This window comes from Streptomyces sp. NPDC007162, assembly GCF_040634175.1.
GTDB lineage: Bacteria > Actinomycetota > Actinomycetes > Streptomycetales > Streptomycetaceae > Streptomyces.
Genome location: NZ_JBEYFC010000089.1, coordinates 1 through 24391, shown reverse-complemented (window position 1 = coordinate 24391; position 24391 = coordinate 1). Strand labels below are relative to the sequence as shown.

At 72.3% G+C, this 24391-nt stretch carries 22 protein-coding genes; 8 read left to right on the top strand and 14 right to left on the bottom strand.

Features of this window, described 5'->3' with window-relative positions:
* Positions 1–82: 82 nt before the first annotated feature.
* On the bottom strand, positions 83–1732 hold the full coding sequence (locus ABZ646_RS13760; RefSeq protein ID WP_360517370.1) for an alkaline phosphatase family protein: 1650 nt from the start codon (positions 1730–1732) through the stop codon (positions 83–85).
* A gap of 170 nt (positions 1733–1902) precedes the next feature.
* Here ABZ646_RS13760 and ABZ646_RS13755 point away from each other — a divergent pair, with 170 nt between their 5' ends.
* Positions 1903–2289: a nitroreductase/quinone reductase family protein gene (locus ABZ646_RS13755; RefSeq protein WP_360517367.1), complete on the top strand. Its 387-nt coding sequence runs from the start codon at positions 1903–1905 to the stop codon at positions 2287–2289.
* A 13-nt stretch (positions 2290–2302) separates the two neighbouring features.
* On the opposite strand, the gene ABZ646_RS13750 is transcribed toward ABZ646_RS13755, so the two are convergent.
* The 7 genes from ABZ646_RS13750 to ABZ646_RS13720 all read right to left on the bottom strand — a co-directional run bounded on the left by ABZ646_RS13750 (position 2303) and on the right by ABZ646_RS13720 (position 10442).
* On the bottom strand, positions 2303–2857 hold the full coding sequence (locus ABZ646_RS13750) for a DUF3455 domain-containing protein (protein ID WP_360517364.1): 555 nt from the start codon (positions 2855–2857) through the stop codon (positions 2303–2305).
* Positions 2858–3052: 195 nt separating this feature from the next.
* Positions 3053–4513: an aldehyde dehydrogenase family protein gene (locus tag ABZ646_RS13745; RefSeq protein WP_360517361.1), complete on the bottom strand. Its 1461-nt coding sequence runs from the start codon at positions 4511–4513 to the stop codon at positions 3053–3055.
* The gene (locus ABZ646_RS13740; protein ID WP_360517358.1) at positions 4510–6261 is read right to left on the bottom strand and encodes a D-aminoacylase; all 1752 of its coding nucleotides are present in this window, start codon (positions 6259–6261) and stop codon (positions 4510–4512) included. The genes ABZ646_RS13745 and ABZ646_RS13740 overlap by 4 nt, the downstream gene beginning before the upstream one ends.
* 29 nt (positions 6262–6290) lie before the next feature.
* Positions 6291–7409, bottom strand: coding sequence for an LLM class flavin-dependent oxidoreductase (locus ABZ646_RS13735; protein ID WP_360517355.1), 1119 nt, complete (start codon positions 7407–7409; stop codon positions 6291–6293).
* An 88-nt stretch (positions 7410–7497) separates the two neighbouring features.
* Positions 7498–8268, bottom strand: a complete 771-nt coding sequence (locus ABZ646_RS13730; protein WP_360517352.1) for an SDR family oxidoreductase — start codon at positions 8266–8268, stop codon at positions 7498–7500.
* A gap of 12 nt (positions 8269–8280) precedes the next feature.
* Entirely contained in the window at positions 8281–9201 is a 921-nt protein-coding gene (locus ABZ646_RS13725) for an LLM class F420-dependent oxidoreductase (RefSeq protein WP_360517349.1), read from the bottom strand.
* Entirely contained in the window at positions 9198–10442 is a 1245-nt protein-coding gene (locus tag ABZ646_RS13720) for an amidohydrolase family protein (RefSeq protein WP_360517346.1), read from the bottom strand. Before ABZ646_RS13720 ends, ABZ646_RS13725 begins: the two co-directional genes overlap by 4 nt.
* A 254-nt stretch (positions 10443–10696) precedes the next feature.
* On the opposite strand from ABZ646_RS13720, the gene ABZ646_RS13715 reads away from it, so the two are divergent.
* Positions 10697–13681, top strand: a complete 2985-nt coding sequence (locus tag ABZ646_RS13715; RefSeq protein WP_360517343.1) for a BTAD domain-containing putative transcriptional regulator — start codon at positions 10697–10699, stop codon at positions 13679–13681.
* Between the two features lie 194 nt (positions 13682–13875).
* Positions 13876–14094 (top strand): hypothetical protein, encoded by a 219-nt coding sequence (locus ABZ646_RS13710; protein ID WP_360517340.1) that lies wholly within the window; start codon positions 13876–13878, stop codon positions 14092–14094.
* A 99-nt stretch (positions 14095–14193) separates the two neighbouring features.
* Here ABZ646_RS13710 and ABZ646_RS13705 read toward each other — a convergent pair whose 3' ends face one another.
* The 3 genes from ABZ646_RS13705 to ABZ646_RS13695 form a co-directional block, all read right to left on the bottom strand.
* Complete coding sequence (locus ABZ646_RS13705) at positions 14194–14568, bottom strand: type II toxin-antitoxin system VapC family toxin (protein ID WP_360517338.1); 375 nt, start codon at positions 14566–14568, stop codon at positions 14194–14196.
* A complete protein-coding gene (locus ABZ646_RS13700) occupies positions 14568–14810 on the bottom strand; it encodes a type II toxin-antitoxin system prevent-host-death family antitoxin (RefSeq protein WP_360517335.1) in 243 nt (80 codons plus the stop codon). Before ABZ646_RS13700 ends, ABZ646_RS13705 begins: the two co-directional genes overlap by 1 nt.
* Before the next feature lie 76 nt (positions 14811–14886).
* On the bottom strand, positions 14887–16473 hold the full coding sequence (locus ABZ646_RS13695) for a FadD3 family acyl-CoA ligase (RefSeq protein WP_360517332.1): 1587 nt from the start codon (positions 16471–16473) through the stop codon (positions 14887–14889).
* Between the two features lie 96 nt (positions 16474–16569).
* Here ABZ646_RS13695 and ABZ646_RS13690 point away from each other — a divergent pair, with 96 nt between their 5' ends.
* The 3 genes from ABZ646_RS13690 to ABZ646_RS13680 are packed head-to-tail and all read left to right on the top strand — an operon-like array spanning position 16570 to position 18918.
* Positions 16570–17733: a lipid-transfer protein gene (locus ABZ646_RS13690; protein ID WP_360517329.1), complete on the top strand. Its 1164-nt coding sequence runs from the start codon at positions 16570–16572 to the stop codon at positions 17731–17733.
* A gap of 1 nt (position 17734) precedes the next feature.
* Positions 17735–18148, top strand: a complete 414-nt coding sequence (locus ABZ646_RS13685; RefSeq protein ID WP_360517326.1) for an OB-fold domain-containing protein — start codon at positions 17735–17737, stop codon at positions 18146–18148.
* Complete coding sequence (locus ABZ646_RS13680; RefSeq protein ID WP_360517323.1) at positions 18145–18918, top strand: enoyl-CoA hydratase/isomerase family protein; 774 nt, start codon at positions 18145–18147, stop codon at positions 18916–18918. Before ABZ646_RS13685 ends, ABZ646_RS13680 begins: the two co-directional genes overlap by 4 nt.
* A 47-nt stretch (positions 18919–18965) precedes the next feature.
* On the opposite strand, the gene ABZ646_RS13675 is transcribed toward ABZ646_RS13680, so the two are convergent.
* On the bottom strand, positions 18966–21308 hold the full coding sequence (locus ABZ646_RS13675; protein ID WP_360517320.1) for a PQQ-binding-like beta-propeller repeat protein: 2343 nt from the start codon (positions 21306–21308) through the stop codon (positions 18966–18968).
* A gap of 198 nt (positions 21309–21506) precedes the next feature.
* Complete coding sequence (locus ABZ646_RS13670; RefSeq protein ID WP_360517317.1) at positions 21507–22229, bottom strand: VOC family protein; 723 nt, start codon at positions 22227–22229, stop codon at positions 21507–21509.
* Positions 22230–22396: 167 nt separating this feature from the next.
* Between ABZ646_RS13670 and ABZ646_RS13665 the strand changes: the two genes are divergently transcribed.
* A complete protein-coding gene (locus ABZ646_RS13665) occupies positions 22397–23044 on the top strand; it encodes a TetR family transcriptional regulator (RefSeq protein ID WP_360517314.1) in 648 nt (215 codons plus the stop codon).
* A 66-nt stretch (positions 23045–23110) separates the two neighbouring features.
* Here ABZ646_RS13665 and ABZ646_RS13660 read toward each other — a convergent pair whose 3' ends face one another.
* Positions 23111–23563, bottom strand: coding sequence for an Lrp/AsnC family transcriptional regulator (locus ABZ646_RS13660; protein ID WP_093501654.1), 453 nt, complete (start codon positions 23561–23563; stop codon positions 23111–23113).
* Between the two features lie 82 nt (positions 23564–23645).
* Between ABZ646_RS13660 and ABZ646_RS13655 the strand changes: the two genes are divergently transcribed.
* Complete coding sequence (locus tag ABZ646_RS13655) at positions 23646–24266, top strand: LysE family translocator (protein ID WP_360517311.1); 621 nt, start codon at positions 23646–23648, stop codon at positions 24264–24266.
* Positions 24267–24391: the final 125 nt, after the last annotated feature.

The following is a 24391-nucleotide window of genomic DNA, read 5'->3' as shown; positions in this document are numbered from 1 at the left end:
GCCACCAACCACCTCGGGCACTTCGCGCTCGTCAACCGGCTCTGGCCGGCCGTCGCGGCCGGCGGGGCGACCCCCTGCCCGGTCAGCGGACCGGCAGGGACCGGGTGTGCTCGATGCGGACGGCGTCCAGGGCGCGCGGGTTCAGGCCGAGCAGCCGCAGCATCGTCGGCGCGATCTGCGTGGTCCGCACCGGCGCGTCGACGCGCACGGCGTGCGGGGTGCCGGCGCCGTAGACGACGAGCGGCACGTCGCGGTCGTCGGCGGCCGCCCCGCCGTGCTCGGCGATCTTCCCCTTGCCGCCGGTGTAGACCACGCCGTACTGGCTGATGCCGAACACGTCGGGCACGCGCGAGTCGCCGGGCCGGGCGTGGAAGTACCGGGCGGCGGCCGCACCGGCGTACACCGTCTTCAGGCCGCTCGCCGTGAACGGCTTGGCGGCTCCGTCGATGCCGTTGCCGGTGCCGGACTGGGCGAGCAGGTAGGCCTTGGCGAACTCGGTGGCGGCCTGGGAACGGTCGTTGAGCCACAACAGCATGGCGTCGTCGTCCACGGCGTGGGCGACCAGGTCGCCGGCGCCGGGGTGGGCGGCCTTCCAGGCGGCGTTCAGCCCGTCGAGCAGCGGTCCGTCGTCGATGCGGGTCAGCGCCTTCGGGTCGGTGGGCGACTGGCCGTGCTTGGAGGACAGGATGACGGTGGTGCTGCCGTCCAGGCCCCGCTTGTGGATCTCGGCGAGGAACGCCCCGACCTCATGGTCGACGAAGGCGAGGTTCTTCGCGAGCAGCGGGCCGGGGGTGCCGGGCGTGGTGTAACCGCCCGTCAGGCCGTCGGAGACCGGCAGCTTCTGGGCGGTGGACACGGACTGGAAGTTCATCCCGAAGACCGCCGGGACGCCGGTCCGGTGGGTGCCGCTGTGGTCGTGGCCGTCGATCTCGTTGAGGACGGCCTTCACCTTGTACGCGTCGTACTGCTCGGTGGCCGCGTTGTCCTTCGTCCAGTCCTGGCCGGCCGGGTAGCCGATGGCCTGGCTGTTGATCTCGGGGGCGAACAGGTCCTGGATGCCGTCGCCGGACGGGCCGTCGAGGATTTCGTAGGCGACGTGTTTGTCCGACCACGCGGTGCGCAGCCCCGCCTTGCGGGCCACGTCGAAGACCGTGTTCACCTTGAGGTAGGAGTGCGGGTAGACCGGCTTGCAGGTCTTCGGGTCGACGGGCAGCTTCGCCGGGTCGATGAGGGCGGCGGCGTCACCGGTCATGTTCAGGATGCTGCCGGGCAGGTCGGACAGGCCCTGGCCCGCGTCGAGGGAGTTCTGGTTCTTGTCGAGGTCCTCGGTGAGGTCGACCTCGGCGCCCGGCTTGACGCCCGCGCAGTGGGTGGTGCCGGCCGGGAGCAGGGCGTTGCTGTAGGTGTCGTCGTAGTAGACGCCCGTGACGCCCGGGTCGCCGCCGGTCAGCTGGCCCACCATGCCGGGGAAGGAGTCGGAGGGGACGGTGGTTCTCGCGTGGGTGTACTCCACGCCGCCGCCGGCCAGGCGGGCGAGCGCGGAACGCGGGTGCCGGGCCACGTACCAGGCCAGGTCGGACTGGTGCAGGCCGTCGACCGACAGCAGCAGGACGTGCCGGGAGCGGGACGCGGGGGAGGCCGAGGCGGGACCTGCTGTCGCGGCGGTCAGGCCGCCGACGGCGGCGAGCGCGGCGGCGGCGGCCGCGACAGGACGGAGGGGGTGTCGGAACACGGTGGTTCTCCTCGAAACTGAGCGAAGCTCGTGACCCTGCGGGTGACGCACCGACATTCGAAGTGGAGAACGTGTACGGAACCGGACCTGCGTGCCCGATTCTGTCAAAGAACGTCATGTCGGCGCGCAAAGCCCACCGGCCTGTAGCCCACCTCGGAGACAGAGGAACGATGTCCGACCGCAGATTCCGGATCACCACCGCCGTCCAGCGGCACGTCGCCAATCCGCTGACCCGGCTCATGCCCTTCCAGACGTTGCTGGAGACCACCGGGCGGGTCTCCGGGCAGGCCCGGCGGACGCCGTTGGGCGGGCGACGGGTCGGGGACAGCTTCTGGCTGGTGTCGGAGTTCGGGACGAAGTCGCAGTACGTGCGGAACATCCAGGCCGATCCGCGGGTGCGGGTGCGGATCGGCGGACGGTGGCACCACGGCACCGCCCACCTGCTGCCCGACGACGACCCGGTCGCCCGGCTGCGCACCCTGCCCCGGGGCAACAGCGCCGCGGTGAAGGCGCTGGGCACGCAGCTGCTGACGATCCGGGTCGACCTCACCGACTAGGACGGCCCCTGGCTCAGCTGGCGGCCTTGTAGAACGCGTACGTCGCCGCGTACGGCACCGAGATCTGGTCCGTGCCGGTGCAGGCTGCGGCCGGGGCCACGCCGCCCTCCGTGTCGAGGCGCTGGACGTAGGTGACACCCTCGAAGGTGCCGGCGCCGCGGGTGGCCGTGGCCTTCAGGAGCAGCTCGGGGACGGCGCCGTCCTTGGGGGAGTTGGCGATCGCCGAGGCGTTCACCGCGCTGCCATCGACGGTGGAGACCCACACCGGGCCACGGGAGTGCAGGGCGACCGGGCGGTGGGCGCGGTCCCGCTTGTCGGAGAGGGTGGCGGCGGGCTCGAGGAGCTTCCAGGCACCGTCGGTGCAGGTGTAGGTCTGCACGCCGTGCGCGGAGTAGACGCCGGTCAGCCTGTTGCCGTCGGGCACCGCGAGGGCGGCGGGGGCGTGGACGGCCGGGAGGTGGGCGGGCCGGGCGGAGTACGCCTGGACGGCGGTCGTACCCAGCACGGTGGCCGCCGCGGTGGCGGCCACGGCCGTGGTGGTCAGGGCGATTCTCTTGGCGAGCTTCATGGAGTGGTCTCCGGAGGATTCCGTGCGTGTTCGAGGAAGGAGAACGGCCGGACGTCGATCAACCGGAAACCGGCCGTCCCTCTTGTGTCCCGGACGCTACGGACCCGCCCCCTCCCGTGCGGCCACTTTCACGATCTCTGCCCGCCGAGGACACCTCCCCGAGCCCGAAGGGGCAGGTGACCGGCCGGTAACACCTCACCCGGGCCAGACGATCGCCTGCACCTCGCTGTAGGCGTGCAGCGCGTACGAGCCCACGTCCCGGCCCACCCCGCTCTTCTTGAACCCGCCGAACGGCGCCTCCATGTTCCGGCCGACCGTGTTGACGCCGACCCCGCCGGCCCGCAGCCGCCGCGCCACCCGGAAGGCCCGCGCCACGTCTCCCGACCAGACGTAGTCGATGAGGCCGTAGTCGGAGTCGTTGGCGAGGGCGATGCCCTCCTCCTCGTCGTCGAAGGGGACCACGGAGACGACCGGGCCGAAGATCTCCTCACGGGCCGCCCGCATGTCGTTGGTGCAGTCGGCGAGGAGGGTGGGGGCGACGTAGAACCCCCGCTCCAGCGGCGGGCGTTCGCCACCGGCCACCACCGTCGCCCCTTCCTTGCGGGCGAGTTCTACGTACGACTCGACGCGCGCCCGGTGCTCGGCGGTGATCACCGGCCCCACCACGGTGCCGGGTGCCGAGGGGTCCCCGACCGGCAACCGGCGTGCATACGCCGCAAGTTGCTCCACCAGCCGGTCGTACAGCCCCCGTTGCACCAGCACCCGGGTGGGCGCCGTACAGATCTGCCCGCTGTAGAAGGAGAACGTGGTGCCGATCCCGGCGACGGCCGAGCCGACGTCCGCGTCGTCGAAGACGACCGCCGCGCCCTTGCCGCCCAGCTCCATCAGCTGCCGTTTCATGTCCCGTCCGCACACCTCGGCGATGCGCTGCCCGACGGCGGTGGACCCGGTGAAGCTGACCATGTCGACGTCCGGGGAGGCGACGGCCGCCTCGCCGACCCCGGTGGACCTCCCCGAGACCACGTTCAGCACGCCCGGCGGGGCCCCCGCCGCCTCCAGCGCCTCCGCCATCCGGTAGACGGACAGGGGGTCCTGCGGGGCCGGCTTGACCACCACCGTGTTGCCCATCGCCAGCGCGGGCGCGACCTTCCCCGCCGGATTGGCCCACGGGTTGTTGTACGAGGTGATGCAGCTGACCACGCCGACCGGCTGCCGTACGGCCAGCGCGCCCATCACCCCGGCCTTCCCCATCGGGCCGGCCTCGTTGATCTGCGGTGGGATCGCCCACTCGGCGGGCTCCACGGTCGCGTACCGCCGGAACCGGGCGGCGGCCACCCCCACCTGCATGGCCCGCGCCGTCCCGGTGGTCGCCCCGGTCTCCGCCCGCGCCAGCTCCGCGTACGGCCCCAGTCGCCCCCGGACGATGTCGGCGGCCCGGCCCAGCACCGCCGCCCGCTCCCCCGCCGGCGTCCGTGACCACGCCCCGAACGCCTCCCGGGCCGCCGCGCAGGCGGCCAGCACCTGCTCCTCGGAGGCCTCGGGAGCCCAGCCGACGGTCTCCTCGGTCGCCGGGTCGACGACCGCGTAGTGCCCGCCGTCCGGCTCGACCCAGGATCCCCCGACGAACAGCCGCTGCCCCTCGGCCGCCGCGCTCACCGGGTGCTCACCGTCCTGGTGTCCCGCCCGGACCGCAGCACCTTCCCCGGTACGGCACCGCTCACCACGTCGTCCCGGATGGCCTCGACGCCGTTGACCCAGACCGCCCGCACCCCGATCGCCTTCGAGTCCAGGCGCGGGCTGTCGCCCGGCAGGTCGTGCACCAGGGTGGCCTGTCCCGCGGCGATCCGCTCCGGGTCGAAGAGCACCAGGTCCGCGTGCCAGCCCTCCGCGATCCGCCCGCGCTCCCGCAGCCCGAAGAGCCGGGCGGGGTCGTCGGTCAGCATCTTCACGGCCTGTTCGAGACCGAGCAGCTTCCGGCCGCGCAGACAGTCCCCGAGGAACCGGGTGGTGTACGGCGCCCCGCACATCCGGTCCAGATGCGCCCCGGCGTCGGACCCGCCGAGCAGCACGTCCTCGTGCTGCCAGGTCTCGGCGCGCAGCGCCCAGGACTCGGGGTCGTTGTCGGTGGGCATGGGCCACAGGACCGTCCGCAGGTCGTCGGCGGCGCAGATCTCGACCAGGGCGTGGAAGGGTTCCTGGCCTCGCTCCTGCGCGATGTCCCGCACCACGCGGCCGGTGAGCCCGGCGTTGGCCTCGCTGTACGTGTCCCCGATGACGTACCGCCCGAAGTTCGCGAGCCGCCGGAACACGCCGGCCTCCTTGGACCTGGCCCGCTCCAGCATCTCCGCCCGCACCCCGGGATCCCGCAGCTTCTCGATCCGTTCCGGAACCGGCAGCCCGAGGATCGGCCCCCAGCCGGGGATGAGGTTCAGCGCGCAGAAGGTCCCCAGCGACATGTTCATCGGCGTGAGGATGGGCATGGTCAGGGCCACCACCCTCCCGCCCGCCTTCCGTGCCCGCTCACTGGCCCGGAGCTGCCGCGGCACCCGTTCCGGCACGGACGCGTCCACCGTCAGCACGTTCCAGTTCAGCGGCCGCCCGGCCACCGCGCTCATCTCGGCGAACAACTCGATCTCGGCGTCGCTGAACTGGTCCAGGCACCCGGCGACGATCGCCTCGATCTGCGTCCCCTCGTGCTCCCCCACGGCCTTGGCGAGGGCCAGCAGCTCGGCGGGGCGCGCGTGCCGGGAGGCCACCGGCTGCCCGTCCCCGTCGGAGTGGGTGCTGGACTGGGTGGTGGAGAAACCCCACGCTCCCGCGTCCATCGCCTCGTGCAACAACCGCACGATCTCGCCGAGTTGCTCGTCACTGGGCTGCCCGCCGACCGCCTCGGGGCCCATCACGTACCGCCGCAGCGCGCAGTGCCCCACCATGAACCCGGCGTTGACGGCGATCCGCCCTTCGAGCGCGTCCAGATACTCCCCGAAGGAGTTCCAGCTCCAGGGCGCCCCCTCCTCCAGCGCGACCAGGGACATGCCCTCGACCTTGGACATCATGCGCCGGGTGTAGTCGGCGTCGGCGGGGCGGGCAGGGTTCAGCGGCGCGAGCGTGAAGCCGCAGTTCCCGGCGGCGACGGTGGTGACCCCGTGGTTCAGGGAAGGGGTCGCGTAGGGGTCCCAGAAGAGCTGCGCGTCGTAGTGCGTGTGCGGATCGACGAACCCGGGCGCGAGCACGAGCCCCGAGGCGTCCTCGGTGGTACGGGATTCCCCGGTGACGGTTCCGACGACGGCGATCCGACCGTCGCGTATGCCGACGTCGGCGGTGTACGAGGGTGCGCCCGTCCCGTCGACGACGGTCGCCCCCTTGATGACGTGATCGAGCACGAACCTTGCCTCCTCAAGCACGCGATGCGCTGACCGGCCTGCTTTCCCCCTCAAGCCCCCTGACGGAAGCGCGTGGTCCGGTGCACCGGATCCGTGTCGATCTTCGGAATCACGTGCTCCCCGATCAACCGGATCGTCTGCAACGTCTCCTCCTTCGGCACCCCCACCGGCAACCCGAAGCTCAGCTGATCGGCCCCGGCCTGCTCCCACCGCTTGCACTGCCGCAGCACCTCGTCGGGGTCGCCGCAGATCAGCAGCTCCTCCTCGACCAGCAGCTCCACGAACTCCGGCGTGTACTCGGGCAACGTCTCCGGCCACTCCGGGAACCCCTCGGGCCGCGGGAACGTGTCGTGGTACCGGAACACCAGCGAGGGCAGGTAGTGCAGCCCTCCGGACGCCGCGATGCGGATCGCCTCGTCGTGCGTGGGCGCGCAGATCGCGGTCGTCGTCACCATCACGTTGTCGTTGACGAAGTCCCCCACCGGCTCGGCGTTCACGATCGCCGTCTTGTACTGCTCAAGCACCCACTCCATGTCGGAGACCTTCTGGATGCTGAATCCGAGCACCCCCAGCCCCTTCCTCGCGGCCATGGCGTACGACGGCGGGGACCCGGCCGCGTACCACATCGCCGGGTGGGACTTCCCGTACGGCTTGGGCAGCACCTTCCGCGGCGGCAGCTGCCAGTGCTTGCCCTGGAAGCCGGCGTACTCGTCCTGGAGCCACATCTTGGGGAACTCGGCGATCGTCTCCTCCCAGATCTCCTTGGTGTAGTTCATGTCGGTGACACCCGGTATGAACCCGAGGATCTCGTGGGAGCCGGCGCCGCGCCCGCTGCCGAACTCGAAGCGGTTGCCGGTGAGGTGGTCGAGCATGGCGACCTTCTCGGCGACCTTCACGGGGTGGTTGACCTGGGCGAGGGGGTTGAAGATCCCGGAGCCGAGGTGGATCCGCTCGGTGGCGTGGGCCAGGTACCCCAGGTACACGTCGTTCGCGGACAGGTGCGAGTACTCCTCCAGGAAGTGGTGTTCGGAGGCCCAGGCGTACTTGAAGCCGGACCGGTCCGCCTCGATGACGTACTCGGTCTCCTCCATCAGTGCCTTGTGCTCGGCGAGGGGGTCGGTCTCGGCACGTTTGCCCACGTATCCCTGTACAAAGAGCCCGAATTCCACGGCGGTTCACCGTCCCAAGTTCAGGTGGTCCCTATGAGTCCTACGACTTTCTGACGTTGCGTCAGAAACGTCAATAGTTGACGGTCCGTCAGATGACGCTGACCCCGGCCAGCCATCCCCCGTCGATCACGAACGGCTGCCCGGTGATGTACGACGAGTCGTCCGAGGTAAGGAACAGCGCCAGCCGGGCCACCTCCTCGGGCCGCCCGATCCGCCCCAGCGGCACGAGCTTGCGGTACAGCTCGTCCAGGGCGCGGCTCATCTCCGTCGGGTCCGCGTCCGGGTCCAGCCGCGCCGGGTTGGACATCGGGGTGTCGATGGCGCCGGGGCAGATCGCGTTGACGCGGATCCCCCGGTCGGCGAGTTCCAGCGCGGCGACCCTGGTGAGGCCGAGCACCGCGTGCTTGGTCGCCGCGTAGGTGCCCACCGCCGCCATCCCGGTCAGCGCGGTGTAGGACGCGGTGTTGACGATGGTCCCGCCGTCGGCCAGTTCCGGCGCCACCGTCTTCATGCCGAGGAAGCAGCCGACCTGGTTGACCTGCACGACCTGCATGAACTCGTCGAGGGGCGTGTCCACGAGGGCGTTGAAGCGCAGGATGCCCGCGTTGTTCACCAGCCCGTCGAGACGGCCGTACGCCTTCTTCGCGGCGGCGACGGCGGCCTGCCAGTCCTGTTCCACGCCCACGTCCAGGTGGACGTAGGCCGCCCCGATCTCCTTGGCGAGGGCCTCGCCCTGGTCGTCCAGCACGTCGGCCACGACGACCCGCGCGCCCTCCGCCACGAAGAGCCGCGCCTCCTGCTCGCCCTGTCCGCGGGCCGACCCGGTGACGATGACGACCCGCCCGTCCAGCTTCCCCATGCCACGCACTCCTCACGTCAGGTGGGGCGCGACCTCGGCCCCGAACGCGGTGATCTGGTCGATGAGTTCGGTCCGGCCCCGACTGCGGAACCGCACCTGGATCTGGTCCACGCCCATCGCGCGGTAGGCCCGCAGCGACTCGGCGAGGGACTCGGGGCGGCCGCTCAGGGTGCGGCGGCCGACCTCCCACCCGGGCGTGCCGACGTACAGCGGTTCGGTGATCGCGCCGACCGTCAGCGGCCCTGTCACACCGGCCTGCGCGCGCAGCCGCCGCAGCCGGTCGATCTGGGCCGGGAGGCGGTCCCTCGGGTCGCCCTGCGGCAGCCAGCCGTCGCCCTTGAGCGCGGCCCGGCGCACGGCCGCCGGTGAGGACCCGCCGACCCACACCGGCACCCGCCGCTGGGCGGGGCGGGGCCGCTGGCCGAGTTCCTCGAAGTCGTAGAACTTCCCGTGGTGGGACGGGAACTCGTCCGCCCCCAGCGCCGCCCGCAGCGCGTCGATCGCCTCGTCGAGCACCGCGCCCCGCTGCCGGAAGTCCACCCCGAGCACCTCGAACTCCTCCCGTACGTGTCCGGCCCCGACCCCGAGGACGAGCCGCCCGCCGGAGAGGTGGTCGACGGTCGCGTACTGCTTGGCGGAGAGCAGGGGGTGGCGCAGCGCGACGACGGCGACATGGCTGAGCAGGCGGACCCGCTCGGTCACGGCGGCGAGGTGGGCGAGGGTGGCGACGGGGTCGTACCAGACCGTGCTCATCGCGGGGGCCAGCCGGCGCGGGATCGCCACGTGGTCGCAGACGGCTAGGTAGGCGAAGCCGGCCCGGTCCACGGCCCGCGCGATCTCGACGAGGTCGGCGGCGCCCGCCCCGGCCTCCCAGCTCTCCGCGTACATCGTGGACTGGGACTGGACGGGGAGCTGGATGCCGTAGTCGGTCACCGCGGACCGCCCCAGAGACCCTCCGGGGTGAGTCCCAGCAGGTCGATGGCGTTGCCGCGGACGATCCTCTCCACCACGTCCGGTGCGAGGTGGCCCATCTGGGCCTCGCCGACCTCCCTCGACTTCGGCCAGGTGGAGTCGGAGTGCGGGTAGTCGGTCTCGTAGAGGACGTTGCAGAGGCCGATGGAGTCGAGGTTCTTCAGCCCGAAGGCGTCGTCGAAGAAGCAGCCGTAGACGTGGTCGGCGAAGAGTTCCGAGGGCGGCCGGGTGACCTTGTCGGCGACCCCGCCCCAGGCCCGGTTCTCCTCCCAGACGACGTCGGCGCGTTCCAGGATGTAGGGGATCCAGCCGATCTGGCCCTCGGCGTACATCACCTTCAGGTTCGGGAAGCGTTCGAACTTGCCGCTCATCAGCCAGTCGACCATCGAGAAGCAGCAGTTGGCGAAGGTGATGGTGGAGCCGACGGCGGGCGGGGCGTCCGCGGAGGTGGACGGCATCCTGCTGCTGGAGCCGATGTGCATGGCGACGACCGTGCCGGTCTCGTCGCAGGCGGCGAGGAAGGGGTCCCAGGCGTCGGTGTGGACGGAGGGCAGCCCGAGGTGCGGGGGGATCTCGGAGAAGGCGACGGCGCGGACCCCGCGGGCCGCGTTGCGGCGGACCTCGGCGGCGGCCAGTTCGGCGTCCCAGAGGGGGATGAGGATCAGGGGTATCAGGCGGCCGCGGGCCTGCGGGCCGCACCACTCCTCCACCATCCAGTCGTTGTAGGCCCGCACGCAGAGCAGCGCCAGCTCGCGGTCGGCGGCCTCGGTGAAGGTCTGCCCGCAGAAGCGCGGGAAGGTGGGGAAGCAGAGGGCGGACTGGACGTGGTTGACGTCCATGTCGGCGAGCCGCTGCGGCACGTCGTAGGAGCCCGCGCGCATCTGCTCGTACGTGATCACCTCGAGCTTGATCTCGTCGCGGGAGTAGCCGACGGCGGTGTCGAGGCGGGTGAGGGGGCGGTGCAGGTCCTCGTAGATCCACCAGTCGCCGACCGGGCCGTCCTCGCCCGGCGCGCCCATGACGGGCTTGAACCGGCCGCCGAGGAAGCTCATCTCCCGCAGCGGGGCCCGGACGATGCGCGGCCCGGTGTCCAGGTACTTCTTCGGGAGGCGGGACTGCCAGACGTCCGGCGGCTCCACGGTGTGGTCGTCGACGGAGATGATCGGCGGGAGGGTGCCGTCCTGGATGTCGTCACTGTCCATGGCGCTCACGGTAGCGCCGATCTGACGAACCGTCAGCTGTTGAGATGACGGTTCGTCAGGCTGATGCGGCGGCGCGGTGGGCGCTCCGGGAAGAATCGTTCCATCAGGGGACCGCGCCGCTCGCGGGGGCAGCCGTCACGTGAAGACTCTGTGGACCACCGCGTGTCGCCCTGTGATCGGTGTCTCGCCCGGCTGACGCAATCGGCTGAACAAGGCAAACTGACGGGGTGAGTCGGGTGTCTAGGGGGACGGGCATGGACGGTGGACCGCGGGTACCGGAGCAGCGGCGCCCCTCCTCCGCGGCGGAGGCGGCGGCGTTGCGCTTCAGCGTGCTCGGTCCGGTGCGCGCCTGGCGCGCCGAGGAGCCGCTCAACACCGGCTCCCCGCAGCAACGCGCGCTGCTCGCGGCTCTGTTGCTGCGCGAGGGCCGGACGGCGACCGCGGCCGAGCTGATCGACGCGCTGTGGGGCCCCGAGCCGCCCTCGCAGGCGCTGGCGGCGGTCCGCACGTACGCCTCCCGGCTGCGCAAGGTCCTGGACCCCGGGATCCTGGTCAGCGAGTCCGGCGGGTACGCGGTGCGGGGGCTCGGCGAGGGCGCCCTGGACCTGGCCGCCGTGCAGGACCTGGCGGCGGAGGCGGAGAAGGCGAAGAGCGCCGGGGACCTGCACCGGGCCCGGGACGTCCTGAACCGGGCGCTGGCCCGGTGGGACGGTGAACCGCTGGCGGGCGTCCCCGGCCCGTACGCCGACGCCCAGCGGGCCCGCCTGGAGGAGTGGCGCCTTCAACTGCTGGAGTCGCGGCTGGACATGGACCTGGAACAGGGCTGCCACGCGGAGGCGGTGTCCGAGCTGACGGCGCTGACCGCCGCGCACCCGCTCCGCGAGCGGCTCCGCGAGCTCCTCATGCTCGCCCTGTACCGCAGCGGCCGGCAGGCCGAGGCCCTCGCCGTGTACGCCGACACCCGCCGTCTGCTCGCCGAGGAACTCGGCGTGGACCCGCGGCCCGGCCTGCGCGAGCTGCAGCAGCGGATCCTCCAGGCCGACCCGGCCCTCGCGGAGCCCTCCGCCCCCGCGGCCGAGCCGCCCGCCGCCCCGGTGCGCCCCGCCCAACTCCCGGCGACCGTCCCCGACTTCACGGGGCGTTCCGCCTTCGTGGCCGAGCTGAGCGAGGTGCTGGCCTCGGCGGAGGGCCGGGTGATGGCCGTATCCGCGCTGGCGGGCATCGGGGGCGTCGGCAAGACCACCCTCGCCGTGCACGTGGCCCACCAGGCGCGGGCGGCCTTCCCGGACGGCCAGCTGTACGTCGACCTCCAGGGCGCCGGGGCGCAGGCGGCGGACCCGGAGACGGTCCTCGGCTCCTTCCTGCGCGCCCTCGGCACGCCGGGCTCCGCCATCCCCGACTCCCTCGACGACCGGGCGGCCCTGTACCGCTCGGTCCTGGACGGCCGCCGGGTGCTCGTCCTGCTGGACAACGCGAAGGACGCGGCCCAGGTACGACCGCTGCTGCCCGGCACGGAGGGCTGCGCGGCCCTGGTCACCTCCCGGGTCCGGATGGTCGACCTGGCCGGGGCGCACCTGGTCGACCTGGACGTGATGTCCCCCGACGAGGCGCTCCAGCTCTTCACGAGGATCGTCGGCGAGGAGCGGGTGGCCGCGGAGCGCGAGGCGGCCCTGGACGTCGTCGCGGCCTGCGGCTTCCTCCCGCTCGCGATACGGATAGCGGCGTCACGTCTCGCGTCGCGCCGCACCTGGACGGTGTCGGTGCTGGCGGCGAAACTCGCCGACGAACGCCGCCGCCTCGACGAACTCCAGGCCGGCGACCTCGCGGTGAAGGCCACCTTCGAGCTGGGCTACGGCCAGCTGGAACCGGCCCAGGCCCGCGCCTTCCGGCTGCTGGGCCTCGCCGATGGCCCGGACATCTCCCTCGCCGCGGCCGCGGCGGTCCTCGACCTCCCGGCGGAGGACACCGAGGACCTCCTGGAGGCCCTGGTGGACACCTCGCTGCTGGAGTCGGCGGCGCCGGGCCGCTACCGCTTCCACGACCTGGTCCGGCTCTACGCGCGCGCATGCGCGGAGCGGGACGAGCAGCCACCGGGCATGGGGGAACCTCCCACGCCTTTCGGGCAGTGGGGGAGCGAGGCGGCGATGTCGCGGCTGCTGGACTTCTACCTGGCCACTGCGGCGGGGGTGTACGCGATCGAGCGCCCGGGCGACCGGACCGTGGAGCACCTGGCGCCGACCGGATACCCCGGGCTCTCCTTCACCGGCCACCGCACGGCGCTGGACTGGTTGTACGCCGAGGCCGACTGCCTGCTGGCCTGTGCGCGGCAGTCCGTCCGTGACGGCAGGCTGCGCGCCGCGATCGACCTGCTGTGGGTGGTCAAGGACCTCGCCGAGTCCGGCGCCAACGCACGCGACTACGAGGTTGCGGCCACAGCGGCCCGCGACGCCGCACAGCTGCAGGCCGACCCGTTGGCCGAGGGCCGGGCCCGGATGGCGATCACCAACGTCCACATCGTCGCCGGCCGATTCGACCTGGCCGACGAGGAGGCCGCGCAGGCCATGGAGTTGGCCGAGGCGACCAGGGATCCGCTGCCGAGCGGCGTAACACCGAACGACCGGGGAATCATCGCCCTCTATCAAGGGCGCCATCACGACGGCGAGGCTCACCTGAACGTGGCGCTCGCCAACTACCGCGCCGACGGCAACCGGCCCGGCGAGGCCAGCGCGCTGTGCAACCTGTCCCGCATCCAGCTGGCCACCGGCCGCGTCGCCGAGGCGGTGCGGCTCGCCGGCGAGGGCGTGGCGATATACGACACCCTGGGACACACCCTCAGGGGCGCGAACGCCCGATACGCCCTGGGACTCGCCCTGACCCAGTCCGGGCAGCCGGACCAGGCCCTGACCTGCCTGGACGACGCCTTGAGCGTCTTCAGGGAGAGCCGTCAGCGTCTCTGGGAGGGCATGACCATCTTCCGTATGGCGGAGGTGCACCTGTCGGCGCGCCGCCCTGCCCAGGCCGCCGCGATGGCGGAGCAGTCATTGTCCCTCCTGCGTGGCATCGGCGGTGAGTGGCGGCACGCGAACGTGCTCACCGTCCTGGGTCGCAGCCTGCGCGACATCGGGCAGTCGGACCGGGCTTGCGCCTGCTGGCGCGAAGCGCTGGTGGTGTTCGAGCAGTTGGGCGCCCACGAGGCCGCCGAGGTTCGCGCCCTTCTCGCACCGACGGCAGCCGCCTGACCTGCGCCGCGACCCGTTCATCGTTCGTTTATCGCCACGCGTCATCCTCAATCCATCGGTCCGGCGCGTCGGGGGGCAGGCGGATCGACACGGTAGGCCCACCCATTAGGGTGACGGCCGCCGCGCCTGTCCGGCGGCACCCGGGGGAGCCGCCGGACAGGCCTTGCCTACTTTTACACAGAGGAGCACAACCGATGAGCGACGAGAAGACGAGCCGGCCGGTCGTCACGCCCGACGAGAACCACGCGACCGACACCAAGGTCGTGGCGCTGGAGAACCACGCGACCGGCGCCGAGAAGGCGATCCTGGAGAACGGCACCGCCGACACCAAGGTCGTGGCGCTGGAGAACCACGCGACCGGCGCGGAGAAGGCGCTGCTGGAGAACCACGCCACCACGGAAGCCGCAGGCTGAACCAAGGTCCGGGGGGAGCACCGGCCGCGGCGGCGCGGAGGGGGAGCCGCCGCGGCCGAGGTGTGTCGTGGCGGAGGTGTGCCGTGGCGGAGCCCGCCCTCACACCTCCATGACGCGTACGTCGTACTGCGGGATCCACTTGTCCCGCGTCACCAGGGTCATCCCCTCGATCTGCGCCTGCGCGACCAGTATCCGGTCGAACGGATCACGGTGATGCGCGGGCAGCCGCCCGGCCCGCACACCGTGCCCCGCCGTGATGGGCAGCCCGGTGAACTGGCTGTCCCGTACCCGCTCGGCGAGGTCCTCCGGCGCATCGAGCTTCCCGAGCGACTGCTTGATGGCGATCTCCCAGGGGGTCACCGCGCTCACGTAGACACCGGGTTCGGTGTCGAGCAGGTCCTTGACCTCGCTGGACAGCTCCGGGGAGTCGTCCAGCCACCAGAGCACCACATGGGTGTCGAGCAGGAGCCGCATCAACGCATCCCGAAGGCGTCGGCGATGTCGTCCGGCAGTTCGTCGAAGTCCTCGGGGATGTGGATCCGCCCCCGGAGGGATCCCCGGGCCGTCCGTCTCACCTTGGGCCGGAGCGGAACCACCTTGGCGACCGGCTCCCCGGCCTTGCTGATCACGACTTCCTCGCCCGTGGCGACCTGCTCCAGGATGCGGGAGAAGTGGGTCTTGGCCTCATGCACGTTGTACTGGCGAACCGCATCCACGGTGGCCACCTTCCAGTCGGTGATCCAGTCAGTGGACTAATCACTGGACTAACTCTAGCCGATGAGGCCAGGGGCGTCATCCGGTACCGGTGACGGGCCGACCCCGCAGCTCCCCCTTGAGCACCTTCCCGCTCGCGTTCCTCGGCAGGTCACGGACGAAGGCGACCGATCTCGGGACCTTGTAGTTCGCCATCTCGCGACGCGCCCAGGCGATCAGGTCGTCGGCGGTCAGCAGTGCGTCCGGGCGGCGGACCACGAAGGCCTTGCCGACCTCGCCGAGGCGGGCGTCGGGTACGCCGACCACCGCCACGTCGGCGACGTCCGGGTGCAGGCCGAGCAGTTGCTCTATCTCCGCCGGGTAGGCGTTGAAGCCGCCGACGATGAACATGTCCTTCAGACGGTCGGTGATGCGGAGGTTGCCCGCCGCGTCCAGGATCCCGACGTCACCGGTGCGCAGCCAGCCGTCCGGGGTCAGGGTGGCGGCCGTCGCCGCCGGGTCCTCGTAGTAGCCGCGCATCACGTTGAAGCCGCGGACCAGCACCTCCCCGGTCTCGTCCACCCGCACCTCGGTCCCGGGTATCGCCCGGCCCGACGTCGACGCGATCACCGTCGGGTCGTCGCCCCGGCGGCACATGGTCACGATCCCGCTCGCCTCCGAGAGGCCGTAGGCGGTGAGGACCGTCCCGACGCCGAGTTCACCGCGCAGGCGCTCGACGAGCCGGAGGGGTACGACGGCGGCTCCCGTCACCACCAGGCGCAGCGCGGACAGGTCGTGGGTGTCGCGTGCCGGGTGGTCCAGGAGGGACTGGTGGAGGGTCGGGGGGCCGGGCAGCACCGACACCCGTTCCGCGGCCACGTTGGCCAGGACCGTCGCCACGTCGAACACCGGCTGCGGGATCATCGTGGCGCCCCGCATCAGGCAGGCGATCACGCCGGCCTTGTAGCCGAAGGTGTGGAAGAAGGGGTTGACGATGAGGTAGCGGTCGTCGGTGCGCAGGCCCGCCAGGTCCGCCCACACCTGGTAGGCGCGCAGGGTCTGCGCATGCGTGATCATCGCGCCCTTGGGACGGCCGGTGGTGCCCGAGGTGAAGACGATGTCGGAGAGACAGTCACCGTCCAGCCCGGCCGACCTGGCCGCCACCTCGCCGGCCCCGACGCCCTCTCCCGCCGCCAGGAAGTCCTTCCAGGTACGGAAGTCGGCGGGCGCGTCCGCCGCCAGCACCACCACGTCCCGCAGGTCCGGCAGGCCGGGCAGCGGACCGGGCCCGGCCCCCTCCCCCGCCGCCCTGCGCAGTGACGCCACGTACGAGGTGCCGAGGAAGGTGCCCGTCACGAACAGCAGCCGGGCCCCGCTCCTGCGCAGCACGTCCGCCGCCTCGGCGCCCTTGAAGCGGGTGTTCAGCGGGACCAGCACCCCGCCCGCCGACACCGCGCCCAGCGCCGCGACGATCCACTCCAGGGAGTTCGGCGCCCAGATGCCCACCCGGTCGCCCGTCCCGACGCCCGCGGCCAGGCAGGCGGCCGCCGCCCGTTCCACCCGGGCGCCCAGCTCGGCGTAGCCGATCCGGGTCCGGCCGTCCACCACCGCCTCGGCGTCCCCGTACCGCCGTGCCGCCGACCGCACCAGTCCCGGAACGGTCCCCCACTCCATGTCACCGCGCACAACCGGCCTCCCCGGACACGTAGCTGACTGTCCGTCAGATTAGCTGTAGCCTGACGCCCTGTCAGCAAACCGCGACAGCCGTGGAGGTGCGGGCACATGGCCGGTCTCAGGGACATCAAGGACGCCACCGCCATCGTCGGGATCGGGCAGACCCGCTTCGCCAAACGGCTCGACGAGGACGAGCGGACCCTCGCCTGCCGGGCCGTCCTCGCCGCCCTCGACGACGCCGGCATCTCCCCCGGCGAGGTCGACGCCCTCGCCTCCTTCACCATGGAGGAGACGGACGAGGTGGAGCTGGCGAAGGCGGTCGGGTTCGGCGACCTGACCTACTTCAGCAAGGTGGGGTACGGGGGCGGCGGCTCCTGCGCCACGGTCGCCCACCTCGCCGCCGCGATAGCGAGCGGACAGGCGACGGTCGGGGTCGCCTGGCGGTCCCGCAAGCGCGGCTCCGGCCCCCGCCCCTGGACCAACACCACCGTCCAGCTCCCCACCCCGGCCCAGTGGACCCGGCCCTTCGGCCTGCTCCGGCCCGCCGACGAGATAGCCATGCTCACCCGCCGCTACCTGCACGAGTACGGCGCCACCCGCGACCACCTCTTCAACGTCGCCCTCGCCTGCCGCAACCGCGCCAACCAGAACCCCGCCGCGATCATGTACGAGCGCCCGCTCACCCGCGAGATGTACATGACCTCCCGCTGGATCAGCGAGCCCCTGTGCCTCTTCGACAACTGCCTGGAGACGGACGGCGCGCTGGCCTGCGTGGTCGTCTCCCGGGAACGGGCCCGGGACTGCGCCAAGGCCCCCGTCTACGTCCACGCCGCCGCCCAGGGCCTGCCCGCCCAGCACCACGGCATGGTCAACTACTGGAACGACGACCCCCTCACCGGCCCCGCCTGGACCGCCGCCCGGCACCTGTGGAAGCACGCCGACCTCACCCCCGAGGACGTGGACGTCGCCCAGATCTACGACGCGTTCACCGCCCTCGTCCCGCTCTCCCTGGAGGGGTACGGGTTCTGCGGGCGGGGTGAGGGCGGGGCCTTCACCGAGCAGGGGGCGCTGGAGATCGGCGGGCGGCTGCCGCTCAACACCGGTGGCGGCGGGCTCAGCGAGGCCTACGTGCACGGCTTCAACCTCATCACCGAGGGCGTGAAGCAGCTGCGCGGCACCAGTACCGCGCAGGTCCCCGGCGCCGCCACCTGCCTGGTCACCGCCGGTGAAGGGGTCCCGACCTCCGCCCTCCTCCTCACCAACCGGAGCTGAGATGCTGCGACCGGCCACCGACACCGACGGCGCCCCCTTCTGGGAGTACGCGGCGCGCGGCGAACTGCGCGTCCAGACCTGCGCCGACTGCCACGAACCCCGGTTCCCGCCCCGGCCGTGCTGCCCGCACTGCCGGTCCTTCGCGAGCGAGTGGCGGCCGACGAGCGGACGCGGCCGGATCTGGTCGTACGTCGTCCCGCACCCGCCGCTGCTGCCGGACTACGCCGCCGAGGCGCCGTACAACGTCGTGGTGGTCGAGCTGGACGACGCGCCCCGGGTGCGGCTGGTGGGGAACGTGGTCAGCGAGGCCGGGGCACCTCTCAACTCCCTTTCCCCGGACCGGATCCGGATCGGCGCCCGGGTGCAGGCGGTCTTCGCGGACGGTCTGCCGCAGTGGGTCCTGGAGCGGCCGTGAGCCTGCGCGTCGCGACCGACAAGGAGACCGGGGTCGCCGTCGTCACCCTGGACCGCCCCGGGAAGCTCAACGCCATCGACCTGCCGACGGCCGCCGAACTCTCCGCGGCGTGGCGGGCGTTGCGCTTCGACGACGCGGTGCGGGCCGTCGTCCTCACCGGAGCGGGCGGGCGGGCCTTCAGCACCGGTCTCGACCGGGACGCGGTGGTGCCGCAGCCCTCGTCGCCGTACAGCCAGGACGATCCGCTGATCGCGATCGGGCCGAAGACGAACGACCTGTGGAAGCCGGTGGTCGCCGCGGTCGCCGGGATGGCCTGCGGGGGCGCCTTCTACCTGCTGGGCGAGTGCGACTTCGTGATCGCCGACGAGACCGCGGCCTTCTTCGACCCGCACACCTCCTACGGCATGGTCAGCGCGTACGAGTCGGTGCTGATGGCGCAGCGGATGCCGTACGGGGAGGTGGCCCGGATGGTGCTGATGGGCAACGCCGAGCGGGTCTCCGCGCGGCGGGCGTACGAGGTGGGGCTGGTGTCCGAAGTGACGTGCCCCGGAGAGGCGTTGGATGCCGCCGTGCGGTGCGCGACCGTGATCGCCGGGTATCCGACGGAAGGGGTGCAGGGGAGCGTGCGGGCGCTGTGGGCGGCGAAGGAGGCGGCGCGGGAACGGGGGTTCGGGACGGCGCCGCACCTCATCACGCTGGGGAACCTGGCGGACGAGCGCCAGGCGGAGCTGTTCGCCGACCGGCCGCGCACGCCCCCTCGTATCCGGTGAGCGAGGGCCGCCCATGGGGTGGCGGCTCCATGTCGTCGGGCGGCCCCTCACGCCGTGCGGGCCGTCCCCGTGCCCTTCTCCGCGTCCAGGGCGTACACGCACCTGTCCTTGCTGCACGCGTACACCACCCCGTCGCGCACCACCGGTGACCCGGTGATCTCACCCCCGGTGGCCAGCTTCCAGCGCAACCGCCCGTCGTCGGCCTTCAGGGTGTACAGGAGGTGGTCGGTGGAGCCGAAGTGGATCCGTCCCTCGGCCACCGCCGGGGCACCCACCACGTCACCGCCCGCCTGGAAGCGCCACTTGGGCGTCCCGGTGACCGCGTCCAGGGTGTACAGCCCCTTGCCGCTGCCGACGTGCACATGGCCGCCGGCCACCAGCACCGGCTCGATCGACGCCCGGGCCTCGGTGGCGATGCGCCAGCGGTCCCGCCCGTCGGTGGCGTCGAGGGCGTAGACCGTGCCGAGGTAGTCGGCGAGGTAGATGCCCCCGCCGGTGACCGCGGGGCCCGGCACGAACGTCGGCGGGGAGAGGAACACCGCCGGTGCCTCGAAGTGCCAGCGCACCCGCCCCGTCGCGGTGTCGATGGCGATCACGCGGGTGCCCGCGCAGGCGTACACGAAGCCGTCGTCGGCGTGGGTGAGGCGGACCGGGACGCCACCGCAGGAGGCCGCGTCGCCGATGGGGTACGACCAGCGCTCGTCACCGGTACGGGCGTCCAGCGCGCGCAGCCGCGCGTCCTGCCAGACGAAGACCGTGCCGTCGTACAGGGAGGGCCCGGACTCGGGGGCCTCGAAGTCGGTCTGGGCGCCGGACAGCTCCCAGAGCTTCTGCCCGTTGGCGGCCTCCCAGGCCTGGACCCCGCCGCCCCGGGTGCCGGTGACCAGGGTGCCGCGGTCGGCCTTGAGGGAGTACACCCAGGCGTCGGTGGACAGCCGCCACAGGTCACCGCCCTCGCGGGCCTCCAGGGCGAACAGGGTGGGACCGTCGGAGGCGTGGATACGGCCGTCGGCGACCGCCATGGACCAGGCGACGTCCCGGGTCTTGAAGCGGCGGCGGCCGGTGGCGACGTCGAGGGCGTGCACCTCGAAGGAGGTGACGTAGACGAGGTCGCCGTCGACAGAGGGGGTGCCCCAGACGTCGTTGGACATCCGGAACCGCCACGGCCGCCAGCCGGACGCCGTCTCCGGGGGCTGGGCGAGCACCGGCGGGACGGCGGGGTCGGCGCCGTTGACACCGGGGCTGGGGCGGGACCAGCTGGCCACCAGGCCGGCCTCGGGCGGGGGCGCCTTGACGGCGGCGGCGCGGGCGTCGGCGACCCGCGGGCCGGGTCCGATGGGGACCTGGCCGCCGGCCAGCCGGACCGGGCCGGTGTCGGGGGCGCCGACCGGGACGGACGCGGGGATCGCGGGGTCGTACGACGGTGGCGGCGGGAGGACCGGGCGGCCGCCGCTGCGGGCACCGGACGGGTGCGCGGAGGGCTTCACGGCGGGACGGCCGCCGCGGCGGGACTCGATCAGCCCGACCGCCTTCTCGGGCAGCCAGGCCGACGCCGTACCGCTGTCGTCGGAGCCGGAGCCGAACAGGTGGGGTGCCAGCTGGGCCTGGAGGTCGGCCGGGTTGGGGCGGGCGGCGGCCTCCATCTGCATGCAGGACTCGATGAGCGGGCGCAGCTCGTCCGGGAGGCCTTCGAGGTCCGGGCCCTCGCGCAGCAGCATGAAGACGGTCTCGACCGGGTTGGCGCCGTGGAAGGGCGGGTGGCCGGTGGCGGCGAAGACCAGCATGGAGCCGAGGGAGAAGACGTCGCTGGCGCCGGTGACGCTGCGGGAGTCCTTGGCCTGCTCCGGGGACATGTAGGCGGGGGTGCCGACGGCGACGTTCGTCATGGTCAGGCGGGTGTTGGAGACACCGGAGGCGATACCGAAGTCGATCACTCTCGGGCCGTCCTCCACGACGAGGACGTTGGAGGGCTTGAGGTCGCGGTGGACCAGTCCGGCGCCGTGGATCGACTGGAGGGCCTCGGCGACGCCCGCGGCGAGCCAGCGCACGGCCTGGGCCGGCAGCGGCCCGCAGTCGTTCACTATCTCTTCCAGCGAGGGCGCGGGCACGTACGCGGTGGCGAGCCACGGCACGGCCGCCCGCGGGTCGGCGTCCACGACGGCCGCCGTGTAGAAACCGGAGACCGCGCGGGCCGCCTCCACCTCACGGGTGAAGCGGACCCGGAACAGCTGGTCCTCGGCGAGCTCGGTCCGGACCGTCTTGATCGCGACGCGCCGGCCGGACGCCGAGCGCGCGAGATAGACCAGCCCCATGCCGCCGGCCCCCAGCCGTCCCAGCACCTCGAACGGCCCGATCCGCCGCGGATCGTGCTGCGTCAGCTGATCCACCACTTGCCTGCCACCTCCCCGTACGGGCCCCGTCACCCACATATGTACGCGACCCCGTGCAGCGTCTCACCACCGCACCGCCATGGCGGCACGCACCCCGATTCTTCCTGGCCCGGGCACAGGTTGCGAACCCGGTGACCAGTCGGGGTGTCTCATGACAAAGTGAGACATTTGCCCACTGAAAGCCGCCTTCCGGTGGCCTCAGCGTTGCAGCAGCGCGAAGGACGCCCCCTGATTGTCGGTCACGACGGCCACTTTCCCGTACGACGTCTCGAAGGGCGGCGCCTGGACCCGGCCGCCGAGCCGCCGCACCGCCTCGGCCGCGGCCTCCACGTCCCCGGTGCGGAAGTGCACGACGAACTGGGCCGGCATCCCGGCCGCGAACACCTCGGTCACCGGGGCGCGGCCGAAGTCCGGGTCGGCGCCCGCGCCGAAGAGGGCGTCGTGGAAGACCTGGGCGTAGAAGGTGTCGGCGGCACCGGTGTCGGCGGTGTAGAGCTGCGCCCAGGCGAAGCTGCCCGGAGCGTGCCGCAGGCCGAAACCGGTGTGGGCGGCGGCCTGCCAGACACCGAAGACGGCCCCCTGCGAATCGGTGACCAGCGCGGCGGTGCCGAGTTCGCGGACGGGGGCCGGGGCCGTCACGACCTGCCCGCCGGCCGCCAGGATGCGCCGGCACAGGTCCGCCGCGTCGGGGGTGGCGAAGTAGACCGTCCAGACGGTGGGCATCCGGCCGTCTCTCTTCCGCGCGAGCCGTGCGACGTCCGCGCCGGTCAGCCGGGCCCACGCGGAACCGTTCCCGGCGTCCGCGAACGTCCACCCGAAGAGGTCACCGTAGAACCGCTTGCCCGCCTCGACGTCGGGAAGCTGCACGTCCACCCAGCACGGGACGCCCTCCGCGTATTCGGCTGCCCTGTTTTCGGCCATGTCGTCAACGTAACCGTCCGGCCCGCGCCGCGCAGACCAGCCGCACCCACCCGGAGTGACCGGGGCATTCCCGTCCGTCTCCGTTCCGGACAGGCCCCCGTACACCCGCGCACCCCATTTGCAGTCGGCCGAATCGCGCTCCGATCACCCCTCGGTAAGCTGACGGCATGACAGGACAAGTGCGTACCGTCGACGGCCGCGTGGCCGGTCGGCGTGGGCAGGCGACCCGGCAGAAGCTGCTCGACTGCCTCAGCGAGATGCTCAGCTCCTCCCCTTACCGGGACGTCAAGGTCATCGATGTCGCCCGGAGAGCGGGGACTTCGCCCGCGACCTTTTACCAGTACTTCCCGGACGTCGAAGGCGCCGTCCTGGAGATCGCCGAGCAGATGGCCACCGAGGGCGGCCAGTTGACGGAACTGCTGGCGGGGCGCTCCTGGGTCGGCAAGGCCGGCTGGGCGACCGCGCAGGAACTCGTCGACGGTTTCCTGGAGTTCTGGCGCAAGAACGAGGCGATCCTGCGCGTGGTCGACCTCGGGGCCGCCGAAGGGGACAAACGGTTCTACAAGATCCGTATGAAGATCCTGAACTCGGTGAACAACTCCCTGACCGACTCCGTCGCGGAGTTGCAGTCCAAGGGCCGGGTCGACAAGGACGTGAACCCGGCCGCGGTGGCCGGTTCACTGGTCGCGATGCTCGCGGCCGTCGCCTCGCACCAGAAGGGCTTCCAGACCTGGGGCGTGAAGCAGGCCGAACTCAAGCCGAACCTGGCGCTGTTGGTGCACCTGGGCGTGACCGGGAAGAAGCCCACGAAGTAGCGCACGCGCGGAGTCCTGTCTGGCAGGCGGTGGTTCACACGCAGCGGTGAACCACCGCCTGTCGCCCTACGCGGGCAGCGGCCGGTCCCGTACCACGTGCTTCATCACCAGGGTGGAGGTGAGGCGCTGCACCCCCGGCAGGGTCGCGAGCCGTTCGTCGTAGAGCCGCTGGAAGGCGGCGAGGTCGGCGGTGGCCACCCGCAGCAGGTAGTCCGGTTCGCCGAACAACCGCTGCGCGTCCAGTACATGGGGGATCTCGGCGAGCGCCCGCTCGAAGTCGGCGACCGTGTCCCGGTCCTCCTGCCGCATCGACACGAAGACCAGCGCCTCGAAGGTCAGCCCCACCGCGGCCGGGTCCACCACCGCCCGGTAGCCGCTGATCGCCCCCGACCGCTCCAGCTCGCGCAGCCGGCGGTGGCAGGGCGAGACACTCAGCCGCACCCGCCCGGCCAGCTCGGTCACGGTCAGCCGGCCGTCCTGCTGGAGCTCGGCAAGGATTTTCCGGTCCACGTCGTCCATGAGGCAGATTCTCCCCGAGAACTGCTGGTCACGCGCAAATTTCGACAACACTTTCGGGCCGAACCCTCCTAATGTCCCGCACATGGACACCGCACCCCTGCTCTCCTTCCTCGCCGTCGACCTGCTGCTGGTCTGCGTCCCGGGCGCCGACTGGGCGTACGTGATCGCCGCGGGGGTGCGCGGCCGCTCGGTCGCGCGGGCGGTGGCGGGGCTGGTGGCGGGGTACGCGCTGCACACGGCGCTGGCGGTCGCGGGGCTCGCGGTGCTGGTGGCGGATTCCCCGCGGCTCCTGACAGCGCTCACGGCGGCGGGCGCCGGCTACCTGCTGTGGCTGGGCTGGGGCGTCCTGCGCCACCCGACGGTGCCGCAGGAGGCGGCGGGCGGGGCGGACGGCGAGCGGGACCCCGGGGGCTTCCGGCGGGGGGCTGCGATCAGCGGGCTGAACCCCAAGGCGTTGCTGCTCTATCTCTCCGTGCTCCCGCAGTTCCTGGTGACCGGGGGCACCCATGCCCCGGTCGCCGCCCAGACGGCCGTGCTCGGCACCCTGCACATGGCCTGCTGTGCCGCCGTCTACCTGACCGTCGGCACCCTGGCCCGCCACCTGCTCGCCGCCCGCCCCAGGGCGGCCCGCGCGGTCACCCGCACCTCGGGCGCGGCGATGCTGGGCATCGGCGCCCTGCTCCTCGCCCAGCACGCCCTGTGAGACCGCGCGCCCGCCCGCACGGCCCAGCCCTAGGTGTTCTGTCCACGGAGGTTGTGGACAGTGATGCAGGTCTCGACTGGCCGATCTTGAAATGGGTGAGGGCCTTCTGGCCTGGTGTGGATTGC